The sequence below is a fragment of the Prevotella sp. P6B4 genome (assembly GCF_000619985.1).
In the GTDB taxonomy this organism is placed as follows: Bacteria; Bacteroidota; Bacteroidia; order Bacteroidales; family Bacteroidaceae; genus Prevotella.
On sequence record NZ_JHVE01000004.1, the window covers coordinates 116,589 to 138,469 of the forward strand.

The 21,881-nt window shown below is 42.3% G+C and carries 23 protein-coding genes and 1 tRNA gene; 16 read left to right on the plus strand and 8 right to left on the minus strand.

What is annotated here, in order from left to right; all coding sequences use genetic code 11:
- Positions 1-72 precede the first annotated feature (72 nt).
- Positions 73-2,982, plus strand: a complete 2,910-nt coding sequence (locus tag T491_RS0103885; protein ID WP_028902721.1) for an ATP-binding cassette domain-containing protein — start codon at positions 73-75, stop codon at positions 2,980-2,982.
- A gap of 30 nt (positions 2,983-3,012) precedes the next feature.
- The gene (locus T491_RS0103890) at positions 3,013-3,813 is read left to right on the plus strand and encodes a hypothetical protein (RefSeq protein ID WP_028902722.1); all 801 of its coding nucleotides are present in this window, start codon (positions 3,013-3,015) and stop codon (positions 3,811-3,813) included.
- Positions 3,814-3,880: 67 nt separating this feature from the next.
- Here T491_RS0103890 and ribD read toward each other — a convergent pair whose 3' ends face one another.
- Positions 3,881-4,792 (minus strand): bifunctional diaminohydroxyphosphoribosylaminopyrimidine deaminase/5-amino-6-(5-phosphoribosylamino)uracil reductase RibD, encoded by a 912-nt coding sequence (gene ribD, locus T491_RS0103895; RefSeq protein WP_036915239.1) that lies wholly within the window; start codon positions 4,790-4,792, stop codon positions 3,881-3,883.
- 54 nt (positions 4,793-4,846) lie between these two features.
- Here ribD and prmC point away from each other — a divergent pair, with 54 nt between their 5' ends.
- From prmC to T491_RS16925, 12 genes are all read left to right on the plus strand, one after another.
- On the plus strand, positions 4,847-5,710 hold the full coding sequence (prmC, locus tag T491_RS0103900; RefSeq protein WP_028902724.1) for a peptide chain release factor N(5)-glutamine methyltransferase: 864 nt from the start codon (positions 4,847-4,849) through the stop codon (positions 5,708-5,710).
- Positions 5,707-6,198, plus strand: coding sequence for a regulatory protein RecX (locus T491_RS0103905; RefSeq protein ID WP_028902725.1), 492 nt, complete (start codon positions 5,707-5,709; stop codon positions 6,196-6,198). Before prmC ends, T491_RS0103905 begins: the two co-directional genes overlap by 4 nt.
- Positions 6,199-6,346: 148 nt before the next feature.
- Positions 6,347-6,886: a ComF family protein gene (locus T491_RS0103910; protein WP_369699737.1), complete on the plus strand. Its 540-nt coding sequence runs from the start codon at positions 6,347-6,349 to the stop codon at positions 6,884-6,886.
- Positions 6,887-6,960: 74 nt separating this feature from the next.
- Positions 6,961-7,593, plus strand: coding sequence for an orotate phosphoribosyltransferase (pyrE, locus tag T491_RS0103915; protein WP_028902727.1), 633 nt, complete (start codon positions 6,961-6,963; stop codon positions 7,591-7,593).
- Positions 7,594-7,627: 34 nt separating this feature from the next.
- Entirely contained in the window at positions 7,628-8,059 is a 432-nt protein-coding gene (locus tag T491_RS0103920; RefSeq protein WP_033147425.1) for a polyketide cyclase, read from the plus strand.
- 42 nt (positions 8,060-8,101) lie between these two features.
- Positions 8,102-9,433 carry an argininosuccinate lyase gene (argH, locus tag T491_RS0103925; protein ID WP_028902729.1) on the plus strand — a complete coding sequence of 444 codons (1,332 nt, stop codon included), beginning with the start codon at positions 8,102-8,104 and terminating at the stop codon, positions 9,431-9,433.
- Positions 9,430-9,978, plus strand: a complete 549-nt coding sequence (locus T491_RS16920; protein ID WP_155950015.1) for a hypothetical protein — start codon at positions 9,430-9,432, stop codon at positions 9,976-9,978. The genes argH and T491_RS16920 overlap by 4 nt, the downstream gene beginning before the upstream one ends.
- 81 nt (positions 9,979-10,059) lie before the next feature.
- Positions 10,060-10,145 (plus strand) — tRNA-Leu (locus T491_RS0103935).
- Between the two features lie 23 nt (positions 10,146-10,168).
- On the plus strand, positions 10,169-11,830 hold the full coding sequence (locus T491_RS0103940) for a tetratricopeptide repeat protein (protein ID WP_028902730.1): 1,662 nt from the start codon (positions 10,169-10,171) through the stop codon (positions 11,828-11,830).
- A 4-nt stretch (positions 11,831-11,834) separates the two neighbouring features.
- Positions 11,835-12,836, plus strand: coding sequence for a DUF4369 domain-containing protein (locus T491_RS0103945; RefSeq protein WP_028902731.1), 1,002 nt, complete (start codon positions 11,835-11,837; stop codon positions 12,834-12,836).
- A 4-nt stretch (positions 12,837-12,840) separates the two neighbouring features.
- Positions 12,841-14,118, plus strand: coding sequence for a YifB family Mg chelatase-like AAA ATPase (locus tag T491_RS15615; RefSeq protein ID WP_231480174.1), 1,278 nt, complete (start codon positions 12,841-12,843; stop codon positions 14,116-14,118).
- A complete protein-coding gene (locus tag T491_RS16925; protein ID WP_081773230.1) occupies positions 14,066-16,420 on the plus strand; it encodes a recombinase family protein in 2,355 nt (784 codons plus the stop codon). The genes T491_RS15615 and T491_RS16925 overlap by 53 nt, the downstream gene beginning before the upstream one ends.
- Before the next feature lie 86 nt (positions 16,421-16,506).
- Here the strand turns inward: T491_RS16925 and T491_RS0103960 are convergent, their stop codons facing one another.
- The 7 genes from T491_RS0103960 to T491_RS17845 form a co-directional block, all read right to left on the minus strand.
- Positions 16,507-16,788 (minus strand): hypothetical protein, encoded by a 282-nt coding sequence (locus T491_RS0103960; protein WP_028902732.1) that lies wholly within the window; start codon positions 16,786-16,788, stop codon positions 16,507-16,509.
- A 325-nt stretch (positions 16,789-17,113) separates the two neighbouring features.
- On the minus strand, positions 17,114-17,392 hold the full coding sequence (locus tag T491_RS0103965) for a hypothetical protein (RefSeq protein ID WP_028902733.1): 279 nt from the start codon (positions 17,390-17,392) through the stop codon (positions 17,114-17,116).
- 24 nt (positions 17,393-17,416) lie between these two features.
- The gene (locus T491_RS0103970; RefSeq protein WP_028902734.1) at positions 17,417-17,725 is read right to left on the minus strand and encodes a hypothetical protein; all 309 of its coding nucleotides are present in this window, start codon (positions 17,723-17,725) and stop codon (positions 17,417-17,419) included.
- Entirely contained in the window at positions 17,722-18,033 is a 312-nt protein-coding gene (locus tag T491_RS0103975) for a hypothetical protein (protein ID WP_155950016.1), read from the minus strand. Before T491_RS0103975 ends, T491_RS0103970 begins: the two co-directional genes overlap by 4 nt.
- A gap of 32 nt (positions 18,034-18,065) precedes the next feature.
- The gene (locus T491_RS0103980) at positions 18,066-18,326 is read right to left on the minus strand and encodes a hypothetical protein (RefSeq protein WP_028902736.1); all 261 of its coding nucleotides are present in this window, start codon (positions 18,324-18,326) and stop codon (positions 18,066-18,068) included.
- 451 nt (positions 18,327-18,777) lie between these two features.
- Positions 18,778-19,284 carry a hypothetical protein gene (locus T491_RS0103985; protein WP_028902737.1) on the minus strand — a complete coding sequence of 169 codons (507 nt, stop codon included), beginning with the start codon at positions 19,282-19,284 and terminating at the stop codon, positions 18,778-18,780.
- A 54-nt stretch (positions 19,285-19,338) separates the two neighbouring features.
- Positions 19,339-20,202, minus strand: coding sequence for a hypothetical protein (locus T491_RS17845; RefSeq protein WP_028902738.1), 864 nt, complete (start codon positions 20,200-20,202; stop codon positions 19,339-19,341).
- A gap of 297 nt (positions 20,203-20,499) precedes the next feature.
- Between T491_RS17845 and T491_RS0103995 the strand changes: the two genes are divergently transcribed.
- Both T491_RS0103995 and T491_RS0104000 read left to right on the plus strand, forming a co-directional pair.
- The gene (locus tag T491_RS0103995) at positions 20,500-21,078 is read left to right on the plus strand and encodes an HNH endonuclease signature motif containing protein (protein ID WP_028902739.1); all 579 of its coding nucleotides are present in this window, start codon (positions 20,500-20,502) and stop codon (positions 21,076-21,078) included.
- A gap of 146 nt (positions 21,079-21,224) precedes the next feature.
- A complete protein-coding gene (locus T491_RS0104000) occupies positions 21,225-21,692 on the plus strand; it encodes a hypothetical protein (RefSeq protein ID WP_155950017.1) in 468 nt (155 codons plus the stop codon).
- Positions 21,693-21,881: the final 189 nt, after the last annotated feature.

The window sequence follows — 21,881 nt, forward strand, 5'->3', positions numbered from 1 at the left end:
TTTTTTTTTCATATATTTGCAACCAATTTAAGTTAATTAGTTAAGACTATAATATTATAAACGCCAAGAGAGATGACCGACATCATCTTATCGAGTTTTCTTAGCTTGTTTGCTTTGTTTGGCAAGGAAGAACAGGTTGATGAAGTATGGGCAAAAACCATGCTCACAAACTATTTGCGGCGTCATTTGGGAATCAGAAATACCACAGCTTATCTTGATTTGTATACAGATATACGAGGGGCTTACGAAATATCTGATAACTTGGATACAACAGAGACGGTAAAGAGCATCTGTTCTAATCTCCATGGAAAAATAACTATCAAAGAAGAGTCGCTATTGCTGCTGCGACTGATGGAGTTTTGTGCTGATGACGGCGTTTTGCTTCAGGCCATAGGTATGTTTAAGACTATGGCGAAGATCTTTAAAATCTCGGATAAACTATATCAGGATTTCTCGGATTTTGTTGAAAATAGGGAGAATAGTCAGGTGATGGTGCATCATCTGGATGATACAGATGGAGAGCTTAAAACCCTTGCCTGTCCGTCGTTAGGTTTGTTACTCTTTACTTATACGGGTAAAGATACAGTACTTTGTAACGATGTGCCAGTATTGTCAGGTGCCTTTCAGGTTTGGTTGCAAAGTAGTGTTATCAAAGGAAAGAGTGGTAAACCAATCTATTTCTCTACTATCGTAGATAAATACACAGCTCGTAACAATGAGACTCAGGATGTCATATCGAAAATTGAGTTCTGTGGACGTGACATCAACTTCCGTTTCCCCAATAGCGATAATGGTATGCACAACCTGAGCTTTACTCTGCATCATGGTGAGCTTTTGGCTATCATGGGAGGGTCAGGTACAGGTAAGTCAACATTACTTTCTATTCTCAATGGTTCACTGGTTCCTCAGGAGGGAACTATCACGATCAATGGGCATAGCATCACAGAGCCCAGGGTTAAAAACCTGATAGGATTTGTTCCACAGGATGACCTGCTGATTGAAGAGCTGACAGTTTACCAGAACCTTTGGTTTACTGCTAAACTCTGTTTTGAGGGGATGAGCGAGGAGGAGATTGAGAATCGTGTGATGAAAACGCTGAAGGATCTTGGGCTTGATGCAGCCAAGGATCTTAAAGTTGGTTCTGCAATCAACAAGTATATCTCTGGCGGACAACGCAAACGACTAAATATCGCTTTGGAGCTCATCCGTGAGCCGGCTGTCCTATTTCTTGATGAACCTACGTCCGGACTCTCCTCTGCCGATACAGAGAAGGTGATTAACCTTCTGAAAGAGCAGACCTATAAAGGTAAGCTTATTGTAGTAAACATTCACCAGCCATCCAGCGATGTCTATAAACTCTTCGACCGTTTGTGGCTTTTGGATAAGGGGGGATATCCGGTATTTGATGGAAATCCCATTGACGCTATTACCTATTTCAAGAATGCGGCTAACTATGCTGATGCTACTACAAGTGCATGTCCTACTTGCGGTAACGTCAATCCAGAGATAGTCTTGAATATCATTGATGAGAAAGCCCTTAATAGTAGTGGTGAAGTATCTGATGAACGAAAGATGTCGCCTCAGGAGTGGCATGAGCTATATTTGAAAAATCGACCAAAGCAGAAGGCTCTTAAGCATGGCAATATACCACCATCGGATCAGAAGAAACCTAGTGCTTTCAAACAGTTCTTGATTTTTCTCCGACGCAATATCAGAACAAAAATCACCAACTTACAGTACCTCTGTATTACATTATTGGAGGCACCTTTACTTGCTGTAGTCTGCGCTTTGCTTACTCGTTTTGCACCTTCTGAGGGATATAGTGTGATGGACAACAAGAATCTTGTGAGCTATTTCTTCATGTCTGTTATCGTGGCCACTTTCATTGGTATGAGTGGTAGCGCCGAGGAGATAATTAAGGATCGTGCGTTGTTGAAACGCGAGAGATTCCTTAGTCTTTCGCATAGTAGCTACATCTGGTCGAAGATTGTTTATATGGCTGTCGTGTCGCTATTGCAGACGTTCTTGTTCATTGCGATTGGTAACTCTATCATGGGACTGCATGGATTGTTTGATATATGGTGGCTTATCCTTTTTGTAACATCTTTGCTTTCGAATTTAACAGGATTGCTGCTCTCGCAGTGTCTTAGTTCGGTGGTAGCTATCTATATCAGCATTCCATTATTGCTCATTCCACAGATACTGCTTTGTGGACTGGTGGTCAGTTTTTCGGACCTGACACCTAAGAGCACTACAGGCAACGTGCCAGCTATTGGCAATATCATCCCTTCGCGCTGGGCCTACGAGGCACTCGCCGTTACCTCTTATACAGATAACGCATACGAGAAACCTTTTTTTGATTTGCATAAGGTGAAGTACGAAACACAGTTCTATAATATGGGCTACCTCTACGAGTTGCAGTCACAGTTGGAGACCATGAATGACGAAGTTATACGTGGCAAGGAAGTGAACCCAACCCATCTGGAGATCATCAAGACCAATCTACCTCTGCTGACATCTGTCAGCGGTAAGGAATCGTATAGTGGGGACTATTCGTACGCCTCGTTGAAAGAGTATTTGGCAAGCATAGAGACGGAACTCTCTAAACGGAGCAACAAGGCTACATTAGCTGCCGATAGTAAGATGTCAGAGCTGATCCGCGAGCATGGAAGGGAAAACGTGCTTAATATCAAGCGAGATAACTATAATATCCGTTTGGAAGAGTTTGTTGTAGGTGCCGACAATGCGCGCATGTTAGATGTGGTCAATCATGTCATTGTGCCTCGTACCAGTATCATTTTCCTTACACCAAGGAGCCATTTTGGTTGTGCGCCCTTCTACAGCAGCGAGAAGATTGTTGGCTCGTGGCATATCAAAACCCTTTGGTTCAATTTGAGTGTAATGTTACTCATGTGTTTCGTGGTGGCCCTGTTCCTATTTACAGATTGGCCTGGAAGATATATTAGAAAAAGTGAACAATAACAATAGTATTATTATTAAATTATTAAAACAATGAAGAAATTATCAATTTTCGCTGTAGCATTTGCAGCAATTGCCTTCGCAGCATGTGGAGGAAACAAAAGTGCACAGAATGTAGAGTCAGCTGACTCTACTAAGAGTTTTGAGCAGGAGCAGATTGAGGCAAGTATCAAGATGCATGTAGACAGCCTTGCCAGTGAGATTGGCAAGCTGAAGCAGTTGCCAATTCTGCAGGCCGATGGTACCATTAAGCTGACTGCTGATGAACTGAAGGTTAAGCCAGACTATCTTCTGACTCCATCTGTAGCAGAGAACGCTACCACTTTGGCAGAAAAGTATCGTTTGTTGGCTGCCCTTCAGGTAGACAAGTCTACAGCTAAGCTTTATGAGATGCCTGTTGAAGATTATGAGAAGGCTATCACAAAGTTAGCTGCTGATATTGATGATCCTTCTTTCAAGGCTTTCGAGGAAGGTGCTCCCGTGGCTGAGGCAACAGAAGCTTTATACAATGCTATGAACGAGAATGGTCGTATCAACTACTTCTGGCAGTCAGCTGCCGCTTCTCTCGTTGAGCAGCTCTATCTCATCAATCAGAATGCAGATAAGTTCCTGGTAGCTTTTGATGATGATGCAGCAGCTAACAGTACATTCCGTGTTATTCTGATTCTTGACGCTCTGAATCGTCTGGCACAGTATGACCCAGATATTAAGCCAGTAGCCGACGCTCTCGCACCTCTGGATGTTCTTAACGCTACAACCGTTGATGAGCTGAAGAAGCAGCTGGTAGAGGCTAAGGATAAGATTGAAGCAGCCCGTCAGGCTCTTGTTAAGTAAGTAATAGTACTCTTATGTATAATACATCCCCTCGTTCATTAACGGGGGGATGTTTTTTTTATATACCTTATCGGCGGAATATGATAATCCTGTTTCTGTCGTATGTCTCTGATTTCCAAATTACCGCATGCGGAGGAATCTGAGGAGCGCGCGTACCATCGCTGACAGTCTGCTCGGAAGTCTCTACCCGGATCTCATCCCATAAATCCTGTTCCAGAAATGATTTAAGTGTGATGGCTCCACCTTCCACAATCAGGGACTGGATGTTGTGGGCATGCAGACTCTGAAGGTTCAAAGGGTGTGTGTGATCGATTACTAATCGCTTGGGATATGGACCATACCATTCGCGTACGTTCAATTGTGGTTGATCACGTTCATCGGTCACGCGCCCTATAAGTATCGCATCCTCCTCAGCACGGAGTTTGTGAGAAAGCATCTTGGTGAAATCAGATGAAATCTGCATAGGTTGGAAATGGTTGTCTATGAAACCGTTGGCTGTCTGTGCCCATTTTAGGATAATATAAGGTCTTTGTTCACGATGGAAAGTGAAAAATCGACGGTTCAGTTGCTTACATTCTGTTTCGAGAACACCTACTTTTACCTCAATGCCTGCATCGCGTAGCTTTTTGATGCCACGTCCCTGAACTTCAGCGAATTCATCGATGCAACCAACTACCACGCGCCGAACCCTCTTTTTAATAATCAAATCAGCGCAAGGTGGCGTTTTGCCATAGTGCGAACAAGGCTCCAACGAGACGTAGATAGTTGATTCGGGTAGTAGAACCTCATCTTCCTCTTTTACTGAGGCAAAGGCGTTCACTTCGGCATGAGCCTGACCACAGCGTATGTGGTAGCCCTCGCCAATGATTCGGTTGTTGTGTACAATGACAGCTCCAACCATAGGATTGGGTTTCGCATCTTGTTGCCCGTTTTTGGCCAGCTGAATACAGCGCCGTATGAATTTTTCGTCGTCTAACATATTATTTTTATTATTCACTATTCACAATTCGCTTCTTTTTTGTATTTTTGCACCATGAATTACGAACAACTTTGCCAAAGACTTAGCAGTATTTATGATACTGGCGAAGCAAAAGCCATCGTCCGTTGGGTGCTCGATGTCCGTTTTGGATTATCGATGACCGATATTTATTGTGGCAAAGTTACGCAATTATCCCCAAACGACCAAGCAGAACTTGAACAAATTATGCAGAAGCTTGAAAAATCTGAACCAGTGCAATATGTTCTGGGTGTAGCCGACTTCTGCGGTCGTCAGTTTCATGTGGCACCAGGAGTACTGATTCCAAGGCCGGAAACTGCGGAATTGTGCCAAATAATAGGCGAAGAAGTACGTGGCATATCAGAGAATTGTCAAAGAGAAGAAAACAGGCATTATACCATATTGGATGTTGGTACGGGAAGTGGTTGTATAGCTGTAACTTTATCGCTCGATATACCAAAAGCTTGGGTGACGGCCTGGGATATTTCTGACGATGCACTTGCTATTGCCAAAGGTAATGCTGTGTCCTTAGGAGCTGATGTGAGGTTTGAACATTGTGATGCGTTGGCGTTGAATTCAGAGGCCAGCCGATGGGATGTTATTGTGAGTAATCCGCCTTATATATGTCAGAAAGAGGCAAACGAAATGGAAGCTAATGTCTTAAGATACGAACCTGATATGGCTCTTTTCGTACCTGATGATGATCCGTTGTTGTTTTATCGTCATATCATGAACTATGCCGTATCTGCTCTTAGGCCTGATGGCAGGTTGTATTTTGAAATCAATCCGCTTTATGCTGATTCCATTGTAAATAACTTGCAGCAACTTGGATTTGTGGATGTGACGAGTGTCAACGATCAATATGGCAAAGCCAGATTTATTAAAGCCAGCAAGAAATGAACAAGGAGAGAACTGAACAAGATGCGTATCTGCAATTAGCTGCAATATGTGCCCAAGCAGAACACTGCGAGCAGGAAATGCGCGATAAGATGAAACGTTGGGGTATGGAGCCAGATGCTCAAAATCGTGTTATTGCAAGATTGGTCAATGAACGCTACATTGATAATGAGCGCTATGCCCGTGCTTTTGTGAAAGACAAGATACGGTATAACAAGTGGGGGAGACGCAAAGTAATGCAGGCTCTTTGGATGAAGCATATAGCAGGTGATATTCAGCAGCGGATACTTGACGAAATCGATGATAGCGACTATCTCGATGTACTAGTGCCATTGTTAAAGCAGAAACGCAAGACCATCAAAGCCAAAAGTGACTACGAGCTTAACCAGAAACTGGTGCGCTTTGCATTGGGTAGAGGATTTGACTTTAATATCATTCGTCAATGCTTAGAGGTTGATGACGATATGGAAGAACTCGATGAAACCGATTAGTTTTTGGCATAGATTATTAGATTTGATTTCGCCACGCTTGTGTGTGGTGTGCGGCAGAAGACTTTCTGTCACAGAGAACGTGATTTGCAATAAGTGTAATTTTCATTTGCCAAGGACAGGGTTCGCACGGAATGCCTATGAGAATGAGATGGCTAAATTGTTCTGGGGACAGTTGCCTATTGAACGGGCAGCAGCATTCTTTTATTATGAAAGTCATGCAGAGATGGCTAACATCATCTATCAGCTTAAATACAAGGGGCATCCGGAGATAGGTCTGGTAATGGGACGTATGATGGCAAAGGAATTTCAGTTTGCTGGTTTCTTTGATGGTATAGATGGAATTGTGCCTGTGCCACTAACCAAAAACCGATTTAGGTCGCGTGGCTATAACCAGAGTATGGAGATTGCTAAAGGTGTCAGTGAGATAACAGGTCTGCCTGTCTATGAACATCTGGTTGTGAGGACTGTTTTTAATGCTAGCCAGACAAGAAAAAGCCGTTGGGATCGTAAGGAGAATGTTGAGCAAGTGTTTAAACTCCATCAGCAGTTACCTCCTCATGTTCGCCATCTTCTGATTATTGACGATGTGGTGACTACAGGCGCAACTATGATAGCGTGTTCACACCAATTGGTTGAAAACAAAGCCATTAAGATCAGTATTCTGTCGCTCTGCTTTACAAAAAGTTAGGAAAATAAATGGTGATTTGTTTTGCATTTCACTCACTTATTCGTATCTTTGCACCCAAATTATCAAATAGTGTTATGGATATCAAGAATCAATTTGCCCAGAAACTGATGGAGATTGAGGCCATCAAGTTACAGCCAAACGCCCCGTTTACATGGGCTTCAGGTTGGAAATCACCTATTTATACCGATAACCGCAAGACATTGTCTTTTCCTCGTCTCCGTTCGTTTGTGAAACTGGAACTTTGTCATGCAATTCAGGAATACTTTCCAGAAGCTGAGGCTGTTGCAGGTGTCGCTACAGGGGCTATTGCTCAAGGAGCCTTAGTTGCCGAGGAACTGGGACTCCCTTATAGCTATGTTCGTCCAAAGCCAAAAGATCATGGTATGGGAAACCAGGTAGAAGGCGAGATTAAGAAAGGCGCCAAGGTAATTGTGGTTGAAGATCTGATCTCTACAGGAGGTAGTAGTCTGAAGGCTGTTCAAGCATTGCGCGACTATGGTGTGGAAGTTATTGGTATGGTAGCTTCGTTCACATATGGATTCCCTGTAGCAGAGAAGGCTTTTGATGAGGCTGGTGTAAAGTTGATTACTTTGAGTAACTATGAGGCAGTAATTGAAGAGGCTGCCAAGACTGGTTATATTAAGGAAGAGGACAAAGCCGTTCTGGCCGAGTGGCGTAAGAGTCCTGATACCTGGAAACAGGATTAAAGTTCAAAGGTCAAACCTCAAAGTTCAAAGTAATATGGGATTATTTGGAGGAGAAAGTAAGTTTGAGAGCAGTGTTAAGCTGGTTCCTTACTCGCAGCAGGCTGTTTACAACAATATCAGTGATCTGACCAATCTGGAAAAGGTACGCGACCGTGTGCCAGAGGATAAGGTGCAGGGATTTAGTTTTGATGCCGACACCGTGAGTATTAATGTGGCTCCTGTGGGCGAACTGAAACTGCGTATCTGCGATCGCGAAGAGCCTAAGTGCGTAAAGTTCGAAACGGTTCAGAGTCCCGTTCCCTTCAACGTATGGGTACAGGTACTGCCTGTAGATGAGAACTCATCGAAAATGAAGGTGACGGTTAAGGCCGAATTGAATCCATTTATCAAAAGCATGGTAGAGAAACCTTTGCAGGAAGGCGTTGAGAAGATTGCCGATGCCCTAGCACAAGTGCACTATGTGTAAGTTCTGAGTGAATAGTGTTTAGTGATTAGTAAAGAGTGAAAGATGAAACTCTGGGAAAAGAATTTTGAAGTCAACAAGGAGATAGAGCGTTTTACCGTTGGTCGTGACCGCGAGATGGACCTCTATCTGGCAAAGTACGACGTGTTGGGCTCTATGGCTCACATTACTATGTTGGAAAGCATCGGACTATTGGAGAAGGATGAACTGACCCAGTTGCTGGCTGAGTTAAAGAATATCTACCACCTGGCCGAGCGGGGTGAGTTTGTGATTGAAGACGATGTAGAGGATGTACACTCGCAGGTTGAAATGCTGCTGACACGTAAGTTGGGTGATATGGGTAAGAAGATTCACTCAGGTCGCTCGCGTAACGATCAAGTGCTGGTAGACTTGAAGTTGTTTACGCGTCATGAGTTGATGGAGATTGCCGATGAGGTAAAAAGTCTTTTCGATGAGCTCATCCAGAAGAGCTATCAGTACAAGGATGTGCTGATGCCAGGTTATACCCATCTACAGATTGCCATGCCATCAAGCTTTGGCTTGTGGTTTGGTGCGTATGCCGAGAGTTTGGCTGATGATATGCTGTTCCTGCAGGCTGCCTATAAGATGACTAACCGCAACCCCTTGGGTAGTGCCGCTGGCTATGGCAGTTCGTTCCCATTGAACCGTACGATGACTACCAATCTGTTGGGTTTCGATTCGATGGATTATAATGTGGTTTATGCCCAGATGGGACGCGGAAAGATGGAGCGTAATGTGGGCTTTGCCATCGCAACCATCGCTGGCACCATCGCTAAGATGGCATTCGATGCCTGCTTGTTCAACTCGCAGAACTTCTCGTTCGTGAAGTTGCCTAAGGAGTGTACTACTGGTTCAAGTATCATGCCTCACAAAAAGAATCCTGATGTGTTTGAGCTCATTCGTGCCAAATCCAACAAGCTGCAGTCGCTGCCCCAGCAGATTATGCTCATGATGAACAACCTACCTGTGGGCTATTTCCGTGACTTGCAGATTATCAAAGAGGTGTTCCTGCCAGCCTTTGGCGAACTGAAGGACTGTCTGCAAATGTGCGCATACATTATTAATAAGATAGAGGTTAACGAGCATATCCTCGATAATCCCATGTATGATCCGATGTTCTCGGTTGAGGAGGTGAATCGCTTGGCAGCCAATGGCATGCCATTCCGTGATGCCTATAAAAAGGTGGGGCTTGATATTGAGGCAGGTCAGTTTAAGGCCAGTCATGATATCCATCATACCCACGAGGGGAGCATCGGCAATCTGTGCAACGACCAGATTCAGGCTTTGATGGAGCAGACACTCAAGGGCTTCAATTTTGAGCGTATGACTGAGGCTGAAAAGAAACTGCTGGCATGAAACGCAGATTAACACTCTTACTTTGCACCTTGCTGATGGCGTGTGTGGGCGAAGAGAATATCTATCGCGAGTATGAGTGTTACTTTGTGTTTGAAACGTCGTTACATCCGTTGCCTTGTCAGTTGACGGCAACGTTAAGTACCAACGGACAATTTGTGAAGGTAGAGACTCAAATGGAGCAGGGCGTGCGCCATCTGAAAACCATTCGCAATTCCGATAATGCTACTGAGGACATCTCTTTGACGACCGCTTCGGAGAAAAACCGGAATTATGCATTTGGTGCCAATAATTGTATCATCGTAGGCATAAGCAGTTATGACAATGTGTTAGTGGCTTATGAGGGCCAATGCTCCAACTGCTTAAAGGAGTTAGGAGGCAGAAAATATCCTTTGACTTGGCAAAACAATGGTACTTTTCTTCACTGCGACAAGTGCAAACGGACCTATAATGTCAATAATGGTGTTGTAACCGATGGCGCCTCTGGAATAGAACTTTATCGCTATAAAGTTGCTTTTGATGGTACAATTCTAAGGGTTTGGAATTAAAAAAAGATAAAAAGTTTGGCGATTCCATAAAAAGTTTGGCTATTCCAATAAATAAAATTACCTTTGCACCGCAAAAACGGAGCCGCGATGGTGGAATGGTAGACACGAGGGACTTAAAATCCCTTGACCATAAAACGGTCGTGCGGGTTCGAGTCCCGCTCGCGGCACAAATAATCATAAAAGTTTTGTTATGAAGAAAGTATCAATTTTAACTATGTCAGCAGCTACGCTGATGATTTTTACATCGTGTTCTAAACTAGGAGAATTATCTGCGGATAATTTCACAGTAACTCCAAATCCTCTTGAAACGCAGAAAGGTGTGGTTCCAGCTACTATCAACGGGCATTTCCCCGAGAAGTATATGAAGAAGAAGGCTGTGGTAACCGTTATGCCTGAGTTGCGCTATTCTAATGGTGTAGTAGAGAAGGGTACTCCTGCTACTTTCCAGGGCGAGAAAGTGCGTGGTAATGACCAGACCGTCAACTACAAGATGGGTGGTAACTATACAATGAAGACAAGTTTTGCTTATGCTGGTGACAACAAGGCTGAGATGTTCTTGACCTTCGATGCCCGTATTGGTAATAAGCAGTTCGATGTTCCTGCCGTTAAAGTTGCCGATGGTGTTGTTGCTACATCTGAACTCTACAAACAGACTGTTCTTTCTACTCAGGCTGCTGTAGCTCCAGATGCTTACCAGCGTATCAACAAAAAGAAGCTGGATGCAAACATTAAGTTCCTGATCCAGCAGGCTAATCTCCGCAAGAGCGAGTTGAAGAATAACTCTGTTCAGGAATTCGTTAAGATGCTGAAGCAGATCAATAACGATCGCGAGAAGCTGAATTTGGAGAATATCGAGGTTTCTGCATATGCTTCTCCTGATGGTGGTTTCAAAATCAATGATAAACTGGCTGGCGAGCGTCAGAAGGTTTCTGAGAAGTATGTTAATCAGGAGTTGAAGAAGATAAAGTTCAATGCACCTGTAGATGCTAAGTATACTGCTCAGGACTGGGAAGGCTTCCAGGAATTGGTAAGCGCAAGCAACATTCAAGATAAGGAGCTCATCCTGCGCGTTCTCTCTATGTATAAGGATCCCCAGGAGCGTGAGCAGCAGATTAAAAACATCTCTTCTGCATTCCGTGAGTTGGCTGATGGCATTCTGCCAGAGTTGCGTCGTGCACGTCTTACCATCAACTACGAGACTATTGGTCGCAGCGACGAGCAGATTCTGGAGCAGCTCAACGATGATGCTACCAAGCTGAGCATCGAGGAGATTCTGTATGCTGCTACTCTGAAGTCTACTCCTGCAGAGCAGAAGGCTGTTTACCAGACTGCTACAAAGGTATATCCTAACGACTATCGTGCATATAACAATATTGCAACTATCGAGTATGAGCAGGGTAACTACGAAGCTGCCAAGCAGTGCCTGCAGCAGGTAAAGAACCTGCCTGAGGCAAATGCCAACCTCGGTCTGCTGGCTCTGAAGGATGGTGATGTAGCTGGTGCTGAACAGTATATCGCTGGTGCTACTGGTGCTAATGGTCTGTCAGAGATTATGGGTAACCTGAATCTGGCCAAGGGTAACTATGCTGAGGCTGAGGAAAACTTCTCTGAGGTTTACTCAAATAGCGCTGCACTGGCTCAGATCCTGAACCGCGACTATGTATCGGCTGCTGTTACACTGAAGTACATCAAGAATCCTGATGCTATGACAGAGTATCTGCGTGCTTTGATGAGTGCTCGTATGGGTAACAATAGCGATGCTTCAGAGGCATTGAAGGAGGCCATTAAGAAGGATCCTGCCTTTGCTAAGTACGCTAACAACGATATCGAACTCGAAAAGGTACAGAAGTAATCAAATGAAAAAGTCGGGTCTCCTTGGTTGTATCCTTTTACTTTTACTGTCCTCTTGTGGCGATGGCCAAAAGAGTTTCAAAATAGAGGGCAGTTTCAAGGGATTCAACCAAGGAGAACTGTATATTTATGGTGTGAATGGCTCTCACAAGCTTGACACTGTTGGTGTTAGCAGGGGAGAATTCACTTATCAGGCTGCTATCACTGAGCCAACCACACTGATTGTGGTTTTTCCTAACTACTCTGAACTTCCTGTCTTTGCTGAACCAGGTATAAGCATCAGGATGAAGGGCGATGCCTCGCATCTGAGGGAGACCGAAGTGAAAGGTTCGGAAATCAATAAGAGTATGACAGACTTCCGTCTAAGAACCTGTAACATGACCCCTCCACAAGTGCTCAGTGAGGCTGAGAAATTTATTCATGAGCACCCTGAGTCACCAATTAGTCTTTATCTGCTCAGCCGTCATTTTATTCAGACTGCTGAGCCTGATTTTGTCAAGGCGCAGGAATTGGCAAAGGGCATTCTGAAAGCTATGCCCAACCAGAAGCAGGTAGCTGTATTGTGTAAACAACTGGAGAGCTTTCAGATGTTGAAGGTGGGGCAACGATTACCAGTGTTCAGTGCTAAGGGGATGAAAGGCGAGAGTGTCTCATCGTCTGATTTGAATGCTAAGGTGAATGTCATCACGTTATGGGCTTCGTGGAATTATGAGAGTATTAACATTCAGAATCTCCTTATGAGATTACAGAAGCAACATTCTGGCGATCTGAAAGTGCTGAGTATCAGTATTGATGGTAGTGTGAAAGACTGCCAGAGGGTTGTGGAGCGCGACTCCGTCAGATGGAGTACTATTTGTGATGGCAGCATGTGGGAAACGCCCGTCCTCCAAAAGGTGGGCATGACCTATCTGCCTGATAATATCATCGTCGACAGTCAAGGTAAGATTCTTGCACGTACGCTAAACTATCAAGATTTGAATAAGAAAATAGAAGAATTAATCAAATAAACCGATGCTTGTTAAAACCTATTCCGCAGCCGTTACAGCACTTGAAGCAACCACCATAACCATCGAGGTGAATTTGGCAAGAGGTACCATGTTCCACTTGTCTGGATTAGCTGATACAGCTGTTAAGGAGAGTTACGATCGCATACGTGCTGCTGTCGAAAATATAGGTTTTAAAACGCCAACAGCCGATTTGACAATTAATATGAGTCCCGCCGACATCCGTAAAGAGGGTAGTGGCTACGACTTGCCGTTGGCTATTGGTATCCTATCGTCTTATGGAAAAGTGGCAGAGGATTTGCTGTCGCAATATATGATGGTAGGTGAACTGGGACTTGATGGCAAGTTAAAACCCGTTAGTGGTGTGCTTTCTGTGGCAATTAGGGCGCGTAAGGAAAAGTTCAAAGGCCTGATAGTTCCTAAAGAGAATGCTCGCGAGGCTGCTGTTGTTAATCAACTTGACGTATTGGCCATGGACAATTTGGCAGATGTCATCGGATTCCTGAATGGTTCTGTAGGATGCGAGCCAACTATCGTAGACACACGTAAAGAGTTCTATCAACATCAGTATGCCTTCGATCTCGACTTTGCAGATGTACGCGGACAAGAAGGTGTAAAACGCGCTCTTGAGGTGGCTGCTGCTGGTGGGCATAATGTCATACTGATAGGTCCACCAGGTAGTGGCAAGTCAATGATGGCTAAGCGATTACCAAGCATCCTGCCACCCCTGTCGTTGGCTGAGAGTTTGGAGACAACACAGATCCACTCTGTGGCTGGTATCTTGCCGAGTGGAACCTCTCTCATATCGCAGCGCCCTTTCCGTAGCCCGCACCATACCATTTCACAGGTGGCAATGACGGGTGGTACTCAGAAGGCACAACCAGGCGAGGTATCATTAGCTCATAATGGCGTGCTTTTCTGCGATGAATTGCCAGAATTTAGTCGTACTACCCTCGAAGTGCTACGCCAACCGCTCGAAGACCGTAAAATTACCATCAGTCGTGCCAAATACACCATCGAGTATCCTTGCTCTTTCATGTTCGTAGCCTCGATGAATCCCTGTCCTTGTGGTTATTTCGGCGATCCCACGCATCATTGTGTCTGTACACCTGGTCAGATACAGCGCTATATGAACCGCATCTCTGGTCCGTTACTCGATCGAATGGAATTTCACCAATTTTATTTTGTGGTTCAGAAATTTTTTGTAACTTTGTACCCAAAATCAGAAGATTATGGGTCGTATCGTTCTATTTGTCCGAGTTTCAACGTTAGGTCAGCAGCTTGAATCTCAAGAGGATTCATTAAGACGTGCAGCTTTAGCAGATGGTCATAATGAATCTGATTTCATTATCATTAGTAATAAAGAAAGTGCCATTAAGTTAAGCGAGGAAGAACGTGAAGGACTTAATGACCTAAAAAGGGTTATTGAATCAGAAGATGTGTCTCAAATTTACATATCGGAGCTGAGCAGATTGTCAAGACGTCCACAAATCCTTTATTCTATCCGAGAGCAATTGTTGCAAAAGCGGATTCAATTAAAGTGTTTACACCCTCAATTTACACTTCTTACCGAGGATAGAACGAAGTACGATGCTACCGCAAATATCATATTCTCATTGTTCGGTGCATTAGCCGAGCAAGAAATGTTGGAGAAGAAAGAGAGATTTGCGAGGGGAAAGAGACGTAAGGCAGATGAAGGTAAATACAACGGTGGAGCAATCCCCTTTGGCTATAGGATAGATACAGAACAAGATAATCTTATTGTCATTGATGATGAAGATAGTAAGATAGTCAAAATGATATTCGATATGTACGAAAGCGGATTCTCACAGCCCAAGTTAGCTAAGGAAATGGCCGAAACTGGCCATGCAGACGTGACAATCTCAATGATAAACAACATATTGAATAATGAGAGCTATTGCGGTGTAAAGAGAAAATCCAAGATGGCTTCTTATGAAAGAGCCTATCCACCTATTATAACAGTGGAACAATATCAGAGGTGTAGGCAGATTGCAGAAACCAATAATTCGACCATTAACAAAGCAAAGAATATATATTTTGCCAAACATCTTGTCAAATGTCCCACATGTGGTGCGTATTGGTCTGCTGGAGGCAGTAAGGCATCTTATCATTGTCCTGTTGCATGTAAAGCTATGAGTGTTTGGAAATATGAGCATCATAAGAAAGAGAAGTGTGCCAACAAGACAAGTTTCAGTATCAATATACTAGATAGCATATTGTGGCATGTTGCCATTGAAAAAGAGGCGTATTATATAGAGCAAGCAAGCCAAGAAAAGATAGACAGTTATAAACAAGAAGCTGAGAACATAGAAGCCAAACTTGCTAACATACAGCCTAGAATTGATGAACTTGACGCAAAGAAAGAGCGTCTTAGGGAAATGTATGTTGATGGCATGAAGAAAGAGACCTACGACAAGAAGAGTAGGGAAATAACGGAAAAAATCAAAGCCATAATGTCCGAGAGAATAAGATATAAAGACGAATTAAGGCATATTGAAGAGACTATCGAAAATTTGAATGAGATAAGGTTGTCAAGACCCATATCTGTTGAAGATGTTGTAGATTTCCTTAGCGGAAGAAAAGATTCTATAGAATCAAAATATCCTATTGAACACTTGATGCTCAAACACAAAATCAAGCAGATTAAAGATGACGCAGAGCGATATAAAATAATTAAAAGACAAATTAAGTCAGTAGAAATTAGTCCTGCTAAAATTAGATTCCCATTCGGAATAGGAGAAAAAGATGTACTAGCTAGAAAAGTTATTGTTCATTCAAATACACTTTCTATTACGCAGATAGAAATGGGAGTGACAGAAGGGGTAGATATATTCTACACTATCTCAAATGGAGGGAATGGCCCAATGATACTTGACATCGCTCCTGATGAGGTGGATGAACTTTTGAACCCTACTTTCTATAGTTATGAAGACAATATTAATTATTACTATGATGATATTGCTCCGAGTATTCTTATGATTCGATATAGAGACGTTCCAAAGAAAAAGAAAAGGAGTCTAAAGAAAGAGAGAGACCATGAATTAATTGGAGACATGTTGCCTTTGCGAGATATTGCTAATAGGTTAAACTATAATTATACTACACTATACGGTAGAATCAGCAGAGGCGAGGTTGCAAGTGTTGTTGTCAATGGAAAGCACTATCTTCACTTAGAAGAGGTGGAAGCAATGCTAGCAAGAGACAAAGCGATTAAAGATGCAATTGGAGATAGAATTTCATTGCTTGACATTGTAAAGAAATACAGTGTCGCTTATAGCAATGTTCTTAGTCTTGTAAAAAAAGGTGTGTTACCTTCTGAGTATATTAATGGAAAGTATGTTGTAAGCCCCCAAGATGCAGAAAAATACTTCACTTCAGACAATAGAAGAAACTATGTTATGGGTGACATGATGCCTGCAAGTACAGTCGCCAAGAAGTACCATGTAAGTTATAAATCCGTTTTGAAAAAGGTTAGAAGCGGTGAATGTCCTTCTGTAGTCTATCAACATTACTATTACATTGACCCCAAGATTGCAGAGGATTTCTTTGGTAAACCAAGCGATTAAGTAGAATATACACAAGAGGGTAGACCAATATCACATCGGTCTACCCTCCTTTAAACAGAAAAACATGATTTTATATATAAATGAAATTATACGTGTATCTGGTCTCCATCAACAGCTTGAACCATCTTGTCTAGCTCTTGCTTAATCTCACTGCGTAGGTGAAGGTCTTTGGGGTGAATGGCGTATTTCTTGCCTAGTTCAAATGCCTTGGTAATCATGTCCCTTGCAGTCTGCTTCACATTCGTAAGCTCTATGTTAAGGAACTGATTATCGATTTGAATCTTATCATCGTCAGTGAGGTTGTCATTATGCTCGAACTGCTTTAAGAACCCATCATATTGGGATTCTGTTATCTTAACTCTCTTCATTTTTTCAAAATTTATATCGCTTGGTGAAGATGAATGCGTTTTTTCGACCGCTTCATATCACTCGTATTATTCGATGAAATGGGCTGAAACGTTGATAAATAAATAGTTTTTGGGTTGTTTCAGCCCCAAAACCAATAGGTTTTAAATCATAAGACTTTTTTAGAATGCGTGTGAATGAACCGCTTAAAACGGCATATTATAGAAGCTCTCACGGAAATGAGCATCAAACTCATTGCTTATCATCTGCTGCAAGCGATTCTCGAAGTAATATAGGAAGTCTCCTTGGTTATATAATGGCTCGCTAGTACATGCAAAGCCCCTCCTATCATGGTTTTCTATTCTTGAACACTTTTTCTTTGATTTTCTCATAATCGTTAGGTATTATATTGAAGTTATTAATATTTTGTCGGCACAGCTCTGGCCACATCTCCTTTATCCTCTTTCTGACTGTTAGATAGTTTAAGTACCTATCCGCTAACAGTTCCATGAAATCTTCGGTAAACACCTCTGGATGATATTCAAGGTAGATTCTGATTTTCTCCATTTCATCGAAGTTGCCATATTTGAGTCCTAGTCTCTTCATTATATCAGCTGTGTTTTCCATATCGTATCTGTTTGATTATAGTAGTTATTCATCATGGGATGTATCGTTTGTCTTAGTCATCTTCCCATCAGCATAGAAGCCATTTACAAGTCGTTGCTTTAGTTCGGCAAATGCCTTCTTCACAATCATTGAGGTGTGGTTATGGTCATTCTTGACCAAATCCTCAATAACCTCCATATGGAGCAACATATATGCCAATTCCTTGAGTAGTTTCACTTGGGTTTCCTTTTCGTTGAAGATGCTTTCGTAGGCATCCTCTCTATTTTTAATGCCCTTTTTCAAAAAGTCATTCTCTATCTTTAATCTCTTAATCTCATTAGTATTTCTCTTCATAGATTAATATTCATTGGTTTGTTATTATTTTGATTCTCCATGATTATCCTCTTGAAGTAATTGTCACAGACCTCGTCACAGATTTGCCTTACCCTCTCTTCATCAATTGGTTGAGCCATTCCTTTGCGGACAAGCTTCTGAATCATTTCATAGCGTTGTTTCTGAGTGCTTGAAATCTTATCCCTACTCTCTTGAGTCATTATATGTCCCCAATGAGGATTAAGCTCTCCACGGTGGTCTCTTTTCTTCTTTTCTAGTGTATTCTGTCCTGGTTCCATTGTTCCGTTTCCCTTTTCTTCATTTGTCATTTCTTGATGGGTAGTATCTATACAGAAGTAACTCATTTTTCCCCTCTTATTTTCTTGATAAGTGCATTATTCAATCTAATCACAGCATCTTTCATCCATTGGAAGAGTGGTTCAAATTCCGTTCCATTCAGTCTAAGTCCTACAGATGATAAGTATTTTCCCATAGCGTAGACATCTTTCTGTGCGAATCTTATCTCTTTGTCCATGTCAATGTGCTCTTGGACTAGTCTCTTTGCACTGTTATTGACTATGTTTTTCAGTTCTTGTTCGGTTAATCTTAATATCTTTGTCATTGTTACATTTGATTTTGATTATTTATATCAATTGTTTATGTATTTCTAGAAGTTACTTTAATATAAATATAAAGCAATTCCGAAAAATATCAAGGTTAGTTCTATATTTTTCAAAAATTTTTTCTCAGGAATTCCAGAGACCTAACAGATGGCTCAAAAAAATGGCCTTAAAACATTCCCCATAGGGGGGAGGACATAGAGGCCACCATAGGGGGCCACCACTTCCCTAGATACTTGGCATGAAAACAACCGCTTCTACCAAACGTTTTCGTCTAAGTTGCTCTTGTCTTGTCTAGCCCCTAGATGCTAGGATTTGAAATCCAGTCATTTCCTGACGTTCTGAGACGTTTTGACGGTTGGGATGGATAACTATCAAGGCGAGGTCGTGTGAAAGGCTTGTGGGGCTTCCTGTAAAGTTTAATTACTTTGAAGCCCCATTTGTGTGCCCTAGTCATGCCTCTGTCGGTGTCTCAATCTCCGTTGAAGCCTCTTTTTCTGCCTTGAGAGCTTGGTATGCAGCTTCCTCTATCTCTTGCATCGTTACTCTAAAGAGACTGTCTCCGCATTCATTGGAGAAGCAGTACCATAGGTACAGTTCAACGTGAGCGTTTTGGTTGTCTGCCAATTCTGCGAACTTCTTGAAGTTGATGGCGTAGGCTTTCTCTTCAAGTGGGAACTCGTACCTCTTGAGGTTCTTGAGCAGTTCGTAACCTTCCTTTACAGCGGCACTAGACCAACCCTCCGTGCAAAGGTCTTTAATCTTGAAGTTCCTATGCCTTATTTCCCTTATGTTGCTGCCTATGCAGTGTCTGTACAGTAGACCAAACAGCTCTTGGTCATCGCAATGCTTGTCTATGAAGTCCTTAATCTTGCTGTAGTTGGTGAATAGTTCAGAGTCCTTGGACTTGAGAGTCTGTAGGTATCTCTTGTAGGTGTCTAGAATTGTTTTTGCTTCCATTTCCTTTGGTGTTTTGAATCTTATTTTCTTAGTTGAGACTGCAAGGAAATCCTCTCAAAAAGGGATTTCCGAGTCCGCAGTCTCTTCATCTTCCATGTCCCATCTGTGATAGGCAATCCTTTTCTCCAAGTCTTCTATGAACTCCGTGTCTTCCTCGTAGTCTTTTGGGTCTAGGAAGAGGTTGTCAATCCAGTTGGAGTGGTTGTTTGCCTTCGTGTCAGAACCTTCTTTTTCTTCAAGGTTCTTACTGTTATTGTTCATTCTTTCTTTTTCTTTCTGTAATATATTATTATTTTCTTTAATTAATATATTATCTTTTAATATTATATTATTATCAATATTATATAAATTATTTTTATTATTTAATATATTATTATCCATATCCATAGGTTCTGACGTATCTAGGTTCTTATACTCATTGTCTGTAGTTGCCGTTGTGGTTGTTGTTGTAGTTGGAGTTGGAGTTGGAGTTGTAATTGTATTAGTAGTTGTACTTGTAATTGTAGTTGTAATTGTAGTTGTAGTACCCATCGAGGTTCCAGAGGATTCGACCTCTTCAAGCTCATCTGCAAATAGTTCATCAAATGTCCTTTCCTTCAATGGTTGTTTTAGGTTATGGAAGTGTATGGTGTACTCCGATGCCCTTCCACCTTCCCTATCACCAACCGTTCTAGAAATCAGCTCATGGTCAATCAACTGATTCAGCGATGGCACTAGGTCGTTGGACTTAACTCCGCTTACCTTTCTTAGCACGGTGTTTGTCACTATCACCAACTTGGTTTCCCTAGCCCTACTGTGCAAGTACAGTTCCAACAATGCAGCCAATACCTTCTTTGATTGGTATCTTAGGACATCAGTGTCCCTAATGTTTGATGGAAGCCTATCCATCATTTCCTCAAACTTTGTCTTTTCCTTCATGTGGTTCAAGTTTTATTCCTTATTTTCTTCGTCTCAAGTGGTTTTTGATAAAGAGGTAGGAAGGCGAATAAAACCACTTGAAGAAAACCTTCCTACCTGTTGTTCAGCTACAGAAGTAACATCTGTATCTATTTAAAATATAAGGTTTTTCGGAGAAAAATCAAGTCCTGAAGCCAACTTTTTTCGTCAGAAGTAACTTTTTTCAACCTAACAGATATTTATATATACAGTTGCAGCATATATAAGCAAACTTGCAGCACTGCTGATTGGAAAATAACTAGACTAATACTACTATGAATGGAATTCAGAATACTACCAAGTTTCCCTCATTACGAGATATACGAGGATGGAACCGTCATAAGGAGAGAACACACAAGCTTCAATGGCTACAGACTAAAGAGAACCAAGATAACACCGTACATTGGCAAGAACAAGTACTATATAGTGCATCTGCATGATGTACATGGGAATAGGGTCTTTTGGTACTTGCACCGCTTGGTGTGGATTGCCTTCAATGGAGAGATACCAAAAGGCATCGAGGTGTGCCATGAGGACTGCAATAGACTTAACTGCAAGCTCTCCAACCTATCAACTCACTCGCATGCTCAGAACTGTCGAAATCCAGAGTCCATAAAGCGATACAAGGCTGCAAATGCCTTATCCAAGGGAAAATTCAACCGTGAGCGAATGATTCAAGCCAAGAGCAAGGAGAACAAGCAGAGGCTGAAAGATACGTATATGATACTGCTTGAAGAAAAAGGTGGTGTATCAGTCATGGAGTTCATCAAAACGGCTCATTGCAACTATTACACAGCTTTGAAGGTTATCGGTGAAATGCAAGGAAACCTTAAAAATTTGGGGGCATCTAACAATTAGGTGTTCCCAAATTTGTTTTTCCCAATTCTTTTCCATATCTTTGCTAAAATCAAAAATTTGATAGTATGAAAAATATTAAGAGAGAGTATAGAATTGAGGACAGCATCTACTTCAACAGCAAGTATGGAGAGAAGGTTCTAAGCAACATGTACCCATGTAGGCTTGAGTACAAGGGTGAAGTGTTCCGTAGTGTAGAGGAAATGTTCCATGTGCTTCTTTACCGCATGCTCATTGACAAAACCAAGGCATGCAAGAACGCCTTTGAGTGCAAAGAGGTGTACAACACCTATGTTATGGACAAGAAGGAAAAGAAGGGCAAGAACGAGAGTGATGAAGAGTATGAGAAGAGGGAGAAACAAAGACTCATGGATGAATACCGTATCATTCACCTCTGTCACCAAGTCAAGTTCGAGCAGTTCAAGCCGTTCCGAGACATCATCATTAACAGTGGGGACAAGGACATTGTCGAATGGTGCTATTGGATTTACGATAAGCGCATTGACACCTTCGGAACTTATAGGGATGATGACAAGGGGGTTTTTACAGGAGGGAACATCTGTGGCAGGAGCATGATGCAGTGCCGAAAGGAGTACCGAGAAGGGCTGTTGAGCTAGGTTATTTAACTCGCTTTAACCAAAAACCGTTTGGCTATCTCAGGATAATTTCGTAACTTTGCATCGTAGAGAAAATCAAGGAAACCATTTGCGACCAAGCTCTCAGAGCAGATAGAGTTTCCAAGATTACGAGAGCTTTTCTTTACATGGGCAACAGACTGGTTGGGGATTATACTAGTTCAAGGTAGG

Coding starts and splice junctions, on each gene's coding strand:
- T491_RS17845 (WP_028902738.1), bottom strand. CDS start 20,202: ATGAAGGAAAAGACAAAGTTTGAGGAAATGATGGATAGGCTTCCATCA.
- T491_RS16925 (WP_081773230.1), top strand. CDS start 14,066: ATGGGTCGTATCGTTCTATTTGTCCGAGTTTCAACGTTAGGTCAGCAG.
- T491_RS0103920 (WP_033147425.1), top strand. CDS start 7,628: ATGGGATTATTTGGAGGAGAAAGTAAGTTTGAGAGCAGTGTTAAGCTG.
- prmC (WP_028902724.1), top strand. CDS start 4,847: ATGAATTACGAACAACTTTGCCAAAGACTTAGCAGTATTTATGATACT.
- T491_RS15615 (WP_231480174.1), top strand. CDS start 12,841: ATGCTTGTTAAAACCTATTCCGCAGCCGTTACAGCACTTGAAGCAACC.
- T491_RS0103970 (WP_028902734.1), bottom strand. CDS start 17,725: ATGAAGAGAAATACTAATGAGATTAAGAGATTAAAGATAGAGAATGAC.
- T491_RS0103995 (WP_028902739.1), top strand. CDS start 20,500: ATGGAATTCAGAATACTACCAAGTTTCCCTCATTACGAGATATACGAG.
- T491_RS0103975 (WP_155950016.1), bottom strand. CDS start 18,033: ATGACAAATGAAGAAAAGGGAAACGGAACAATGGAACCAGGACAGAAT.
- T491_RS0103905 (WP_028902725.1), top strand. CDS start 5,707: ATGAACAAGGAGAGAACTGAACAAGATGCGTATCTGCAATTAGCTGCA.
- pyrE (WP_028902727.1), top strand. CDS start 6,961: ATGGATATCAAGAATCAATTTGCCCAGAAACTGATGGAGATTGAGGCC.
- T491_RS0103945 (WP_028902731.1), top strand. CDS start 11,835: ATGAAAAAGTCGGGTCTCCTTGGTTGTATCCTTTTACTTTTACTGTCC.
- T491_RS0103885 (WP_028902721.1), top strand. CDS start 73: ATGACCGACATCATCTTATCGAGTTTTCTTAGCTTGTTTGCTTTGTTT.
- T491_RS0103940 (WP_028902730.1), top strand. CDS start 10,169: ATGAAGAAAGTATCAATTTTAACTATGTCAGCAGCTACGCTGATGATT.
- T491_RS0103985 (WP_028902737.1), bottom strand. CDS start 19,284: ATGGAAGCAAAAACAATTCTAGACACCTACAAGAGATACCTACAGACT.
- T491_RS0103890 (WP_028902722.1), top strand. CDS start 3,013: ATGAAGAAATTATCAATTTTCGCTGTAGCATTTGCAGCAATTGCCTTC.
- T491_RS0103960 (WP_028902732.1), bottom strand. CDS start 16,788: ATGAAGAGAGTTAAGATAACAGAATCCCAATATGATGGGTTCTTAAAG.
- T491_RS0103980 (WP_028902736.1), bottom strand. CDS start 18,326: ATGACAAAGATATTAAGATTAACCGAACAAGAACTGAAAAACATAGTC.
- T491_RS0103965 (WP_028902733.1), bottom strand. CDS start 17,392: ATGGAAAACACAGCTGATATAATGAAGAGACTAGGACTCAAATATGGC.
- T491_RS0104000 (WP_155950017.1), top strand. CDS start 21,225: ATGTACCCATGTAGGCTTGAGTACAAGGGTGAAGTGTTCCGTAGTGTA.
- T491_RS16920 (WP_155950015.1), top strand. CDS start 9,430: ATGAAACGCAGATTAACACTCTTACTTTGCACCTTGCTGATGGCGTGT.
- T491_RS0103910 (WP_369699737.1), top strand. CDS start 6,347: ATGGCTAAATTGTTCTGGGGACAGTTGCCTATTGAACGGGCAGCAGCA.
- argH (WP_028902729.1), top strand. CDS start 8,102: ATGAAACTCTGGGAAAAGAATTTTGAAGTCAACAAGGAGATAGAGCGT.
- ribD (WP_036915239.1), bottom strand. CDS start 4,792: ATGTTAGACGACGAAAAATTCATACGGCGCTGTATTCAGCTGGCCAAA.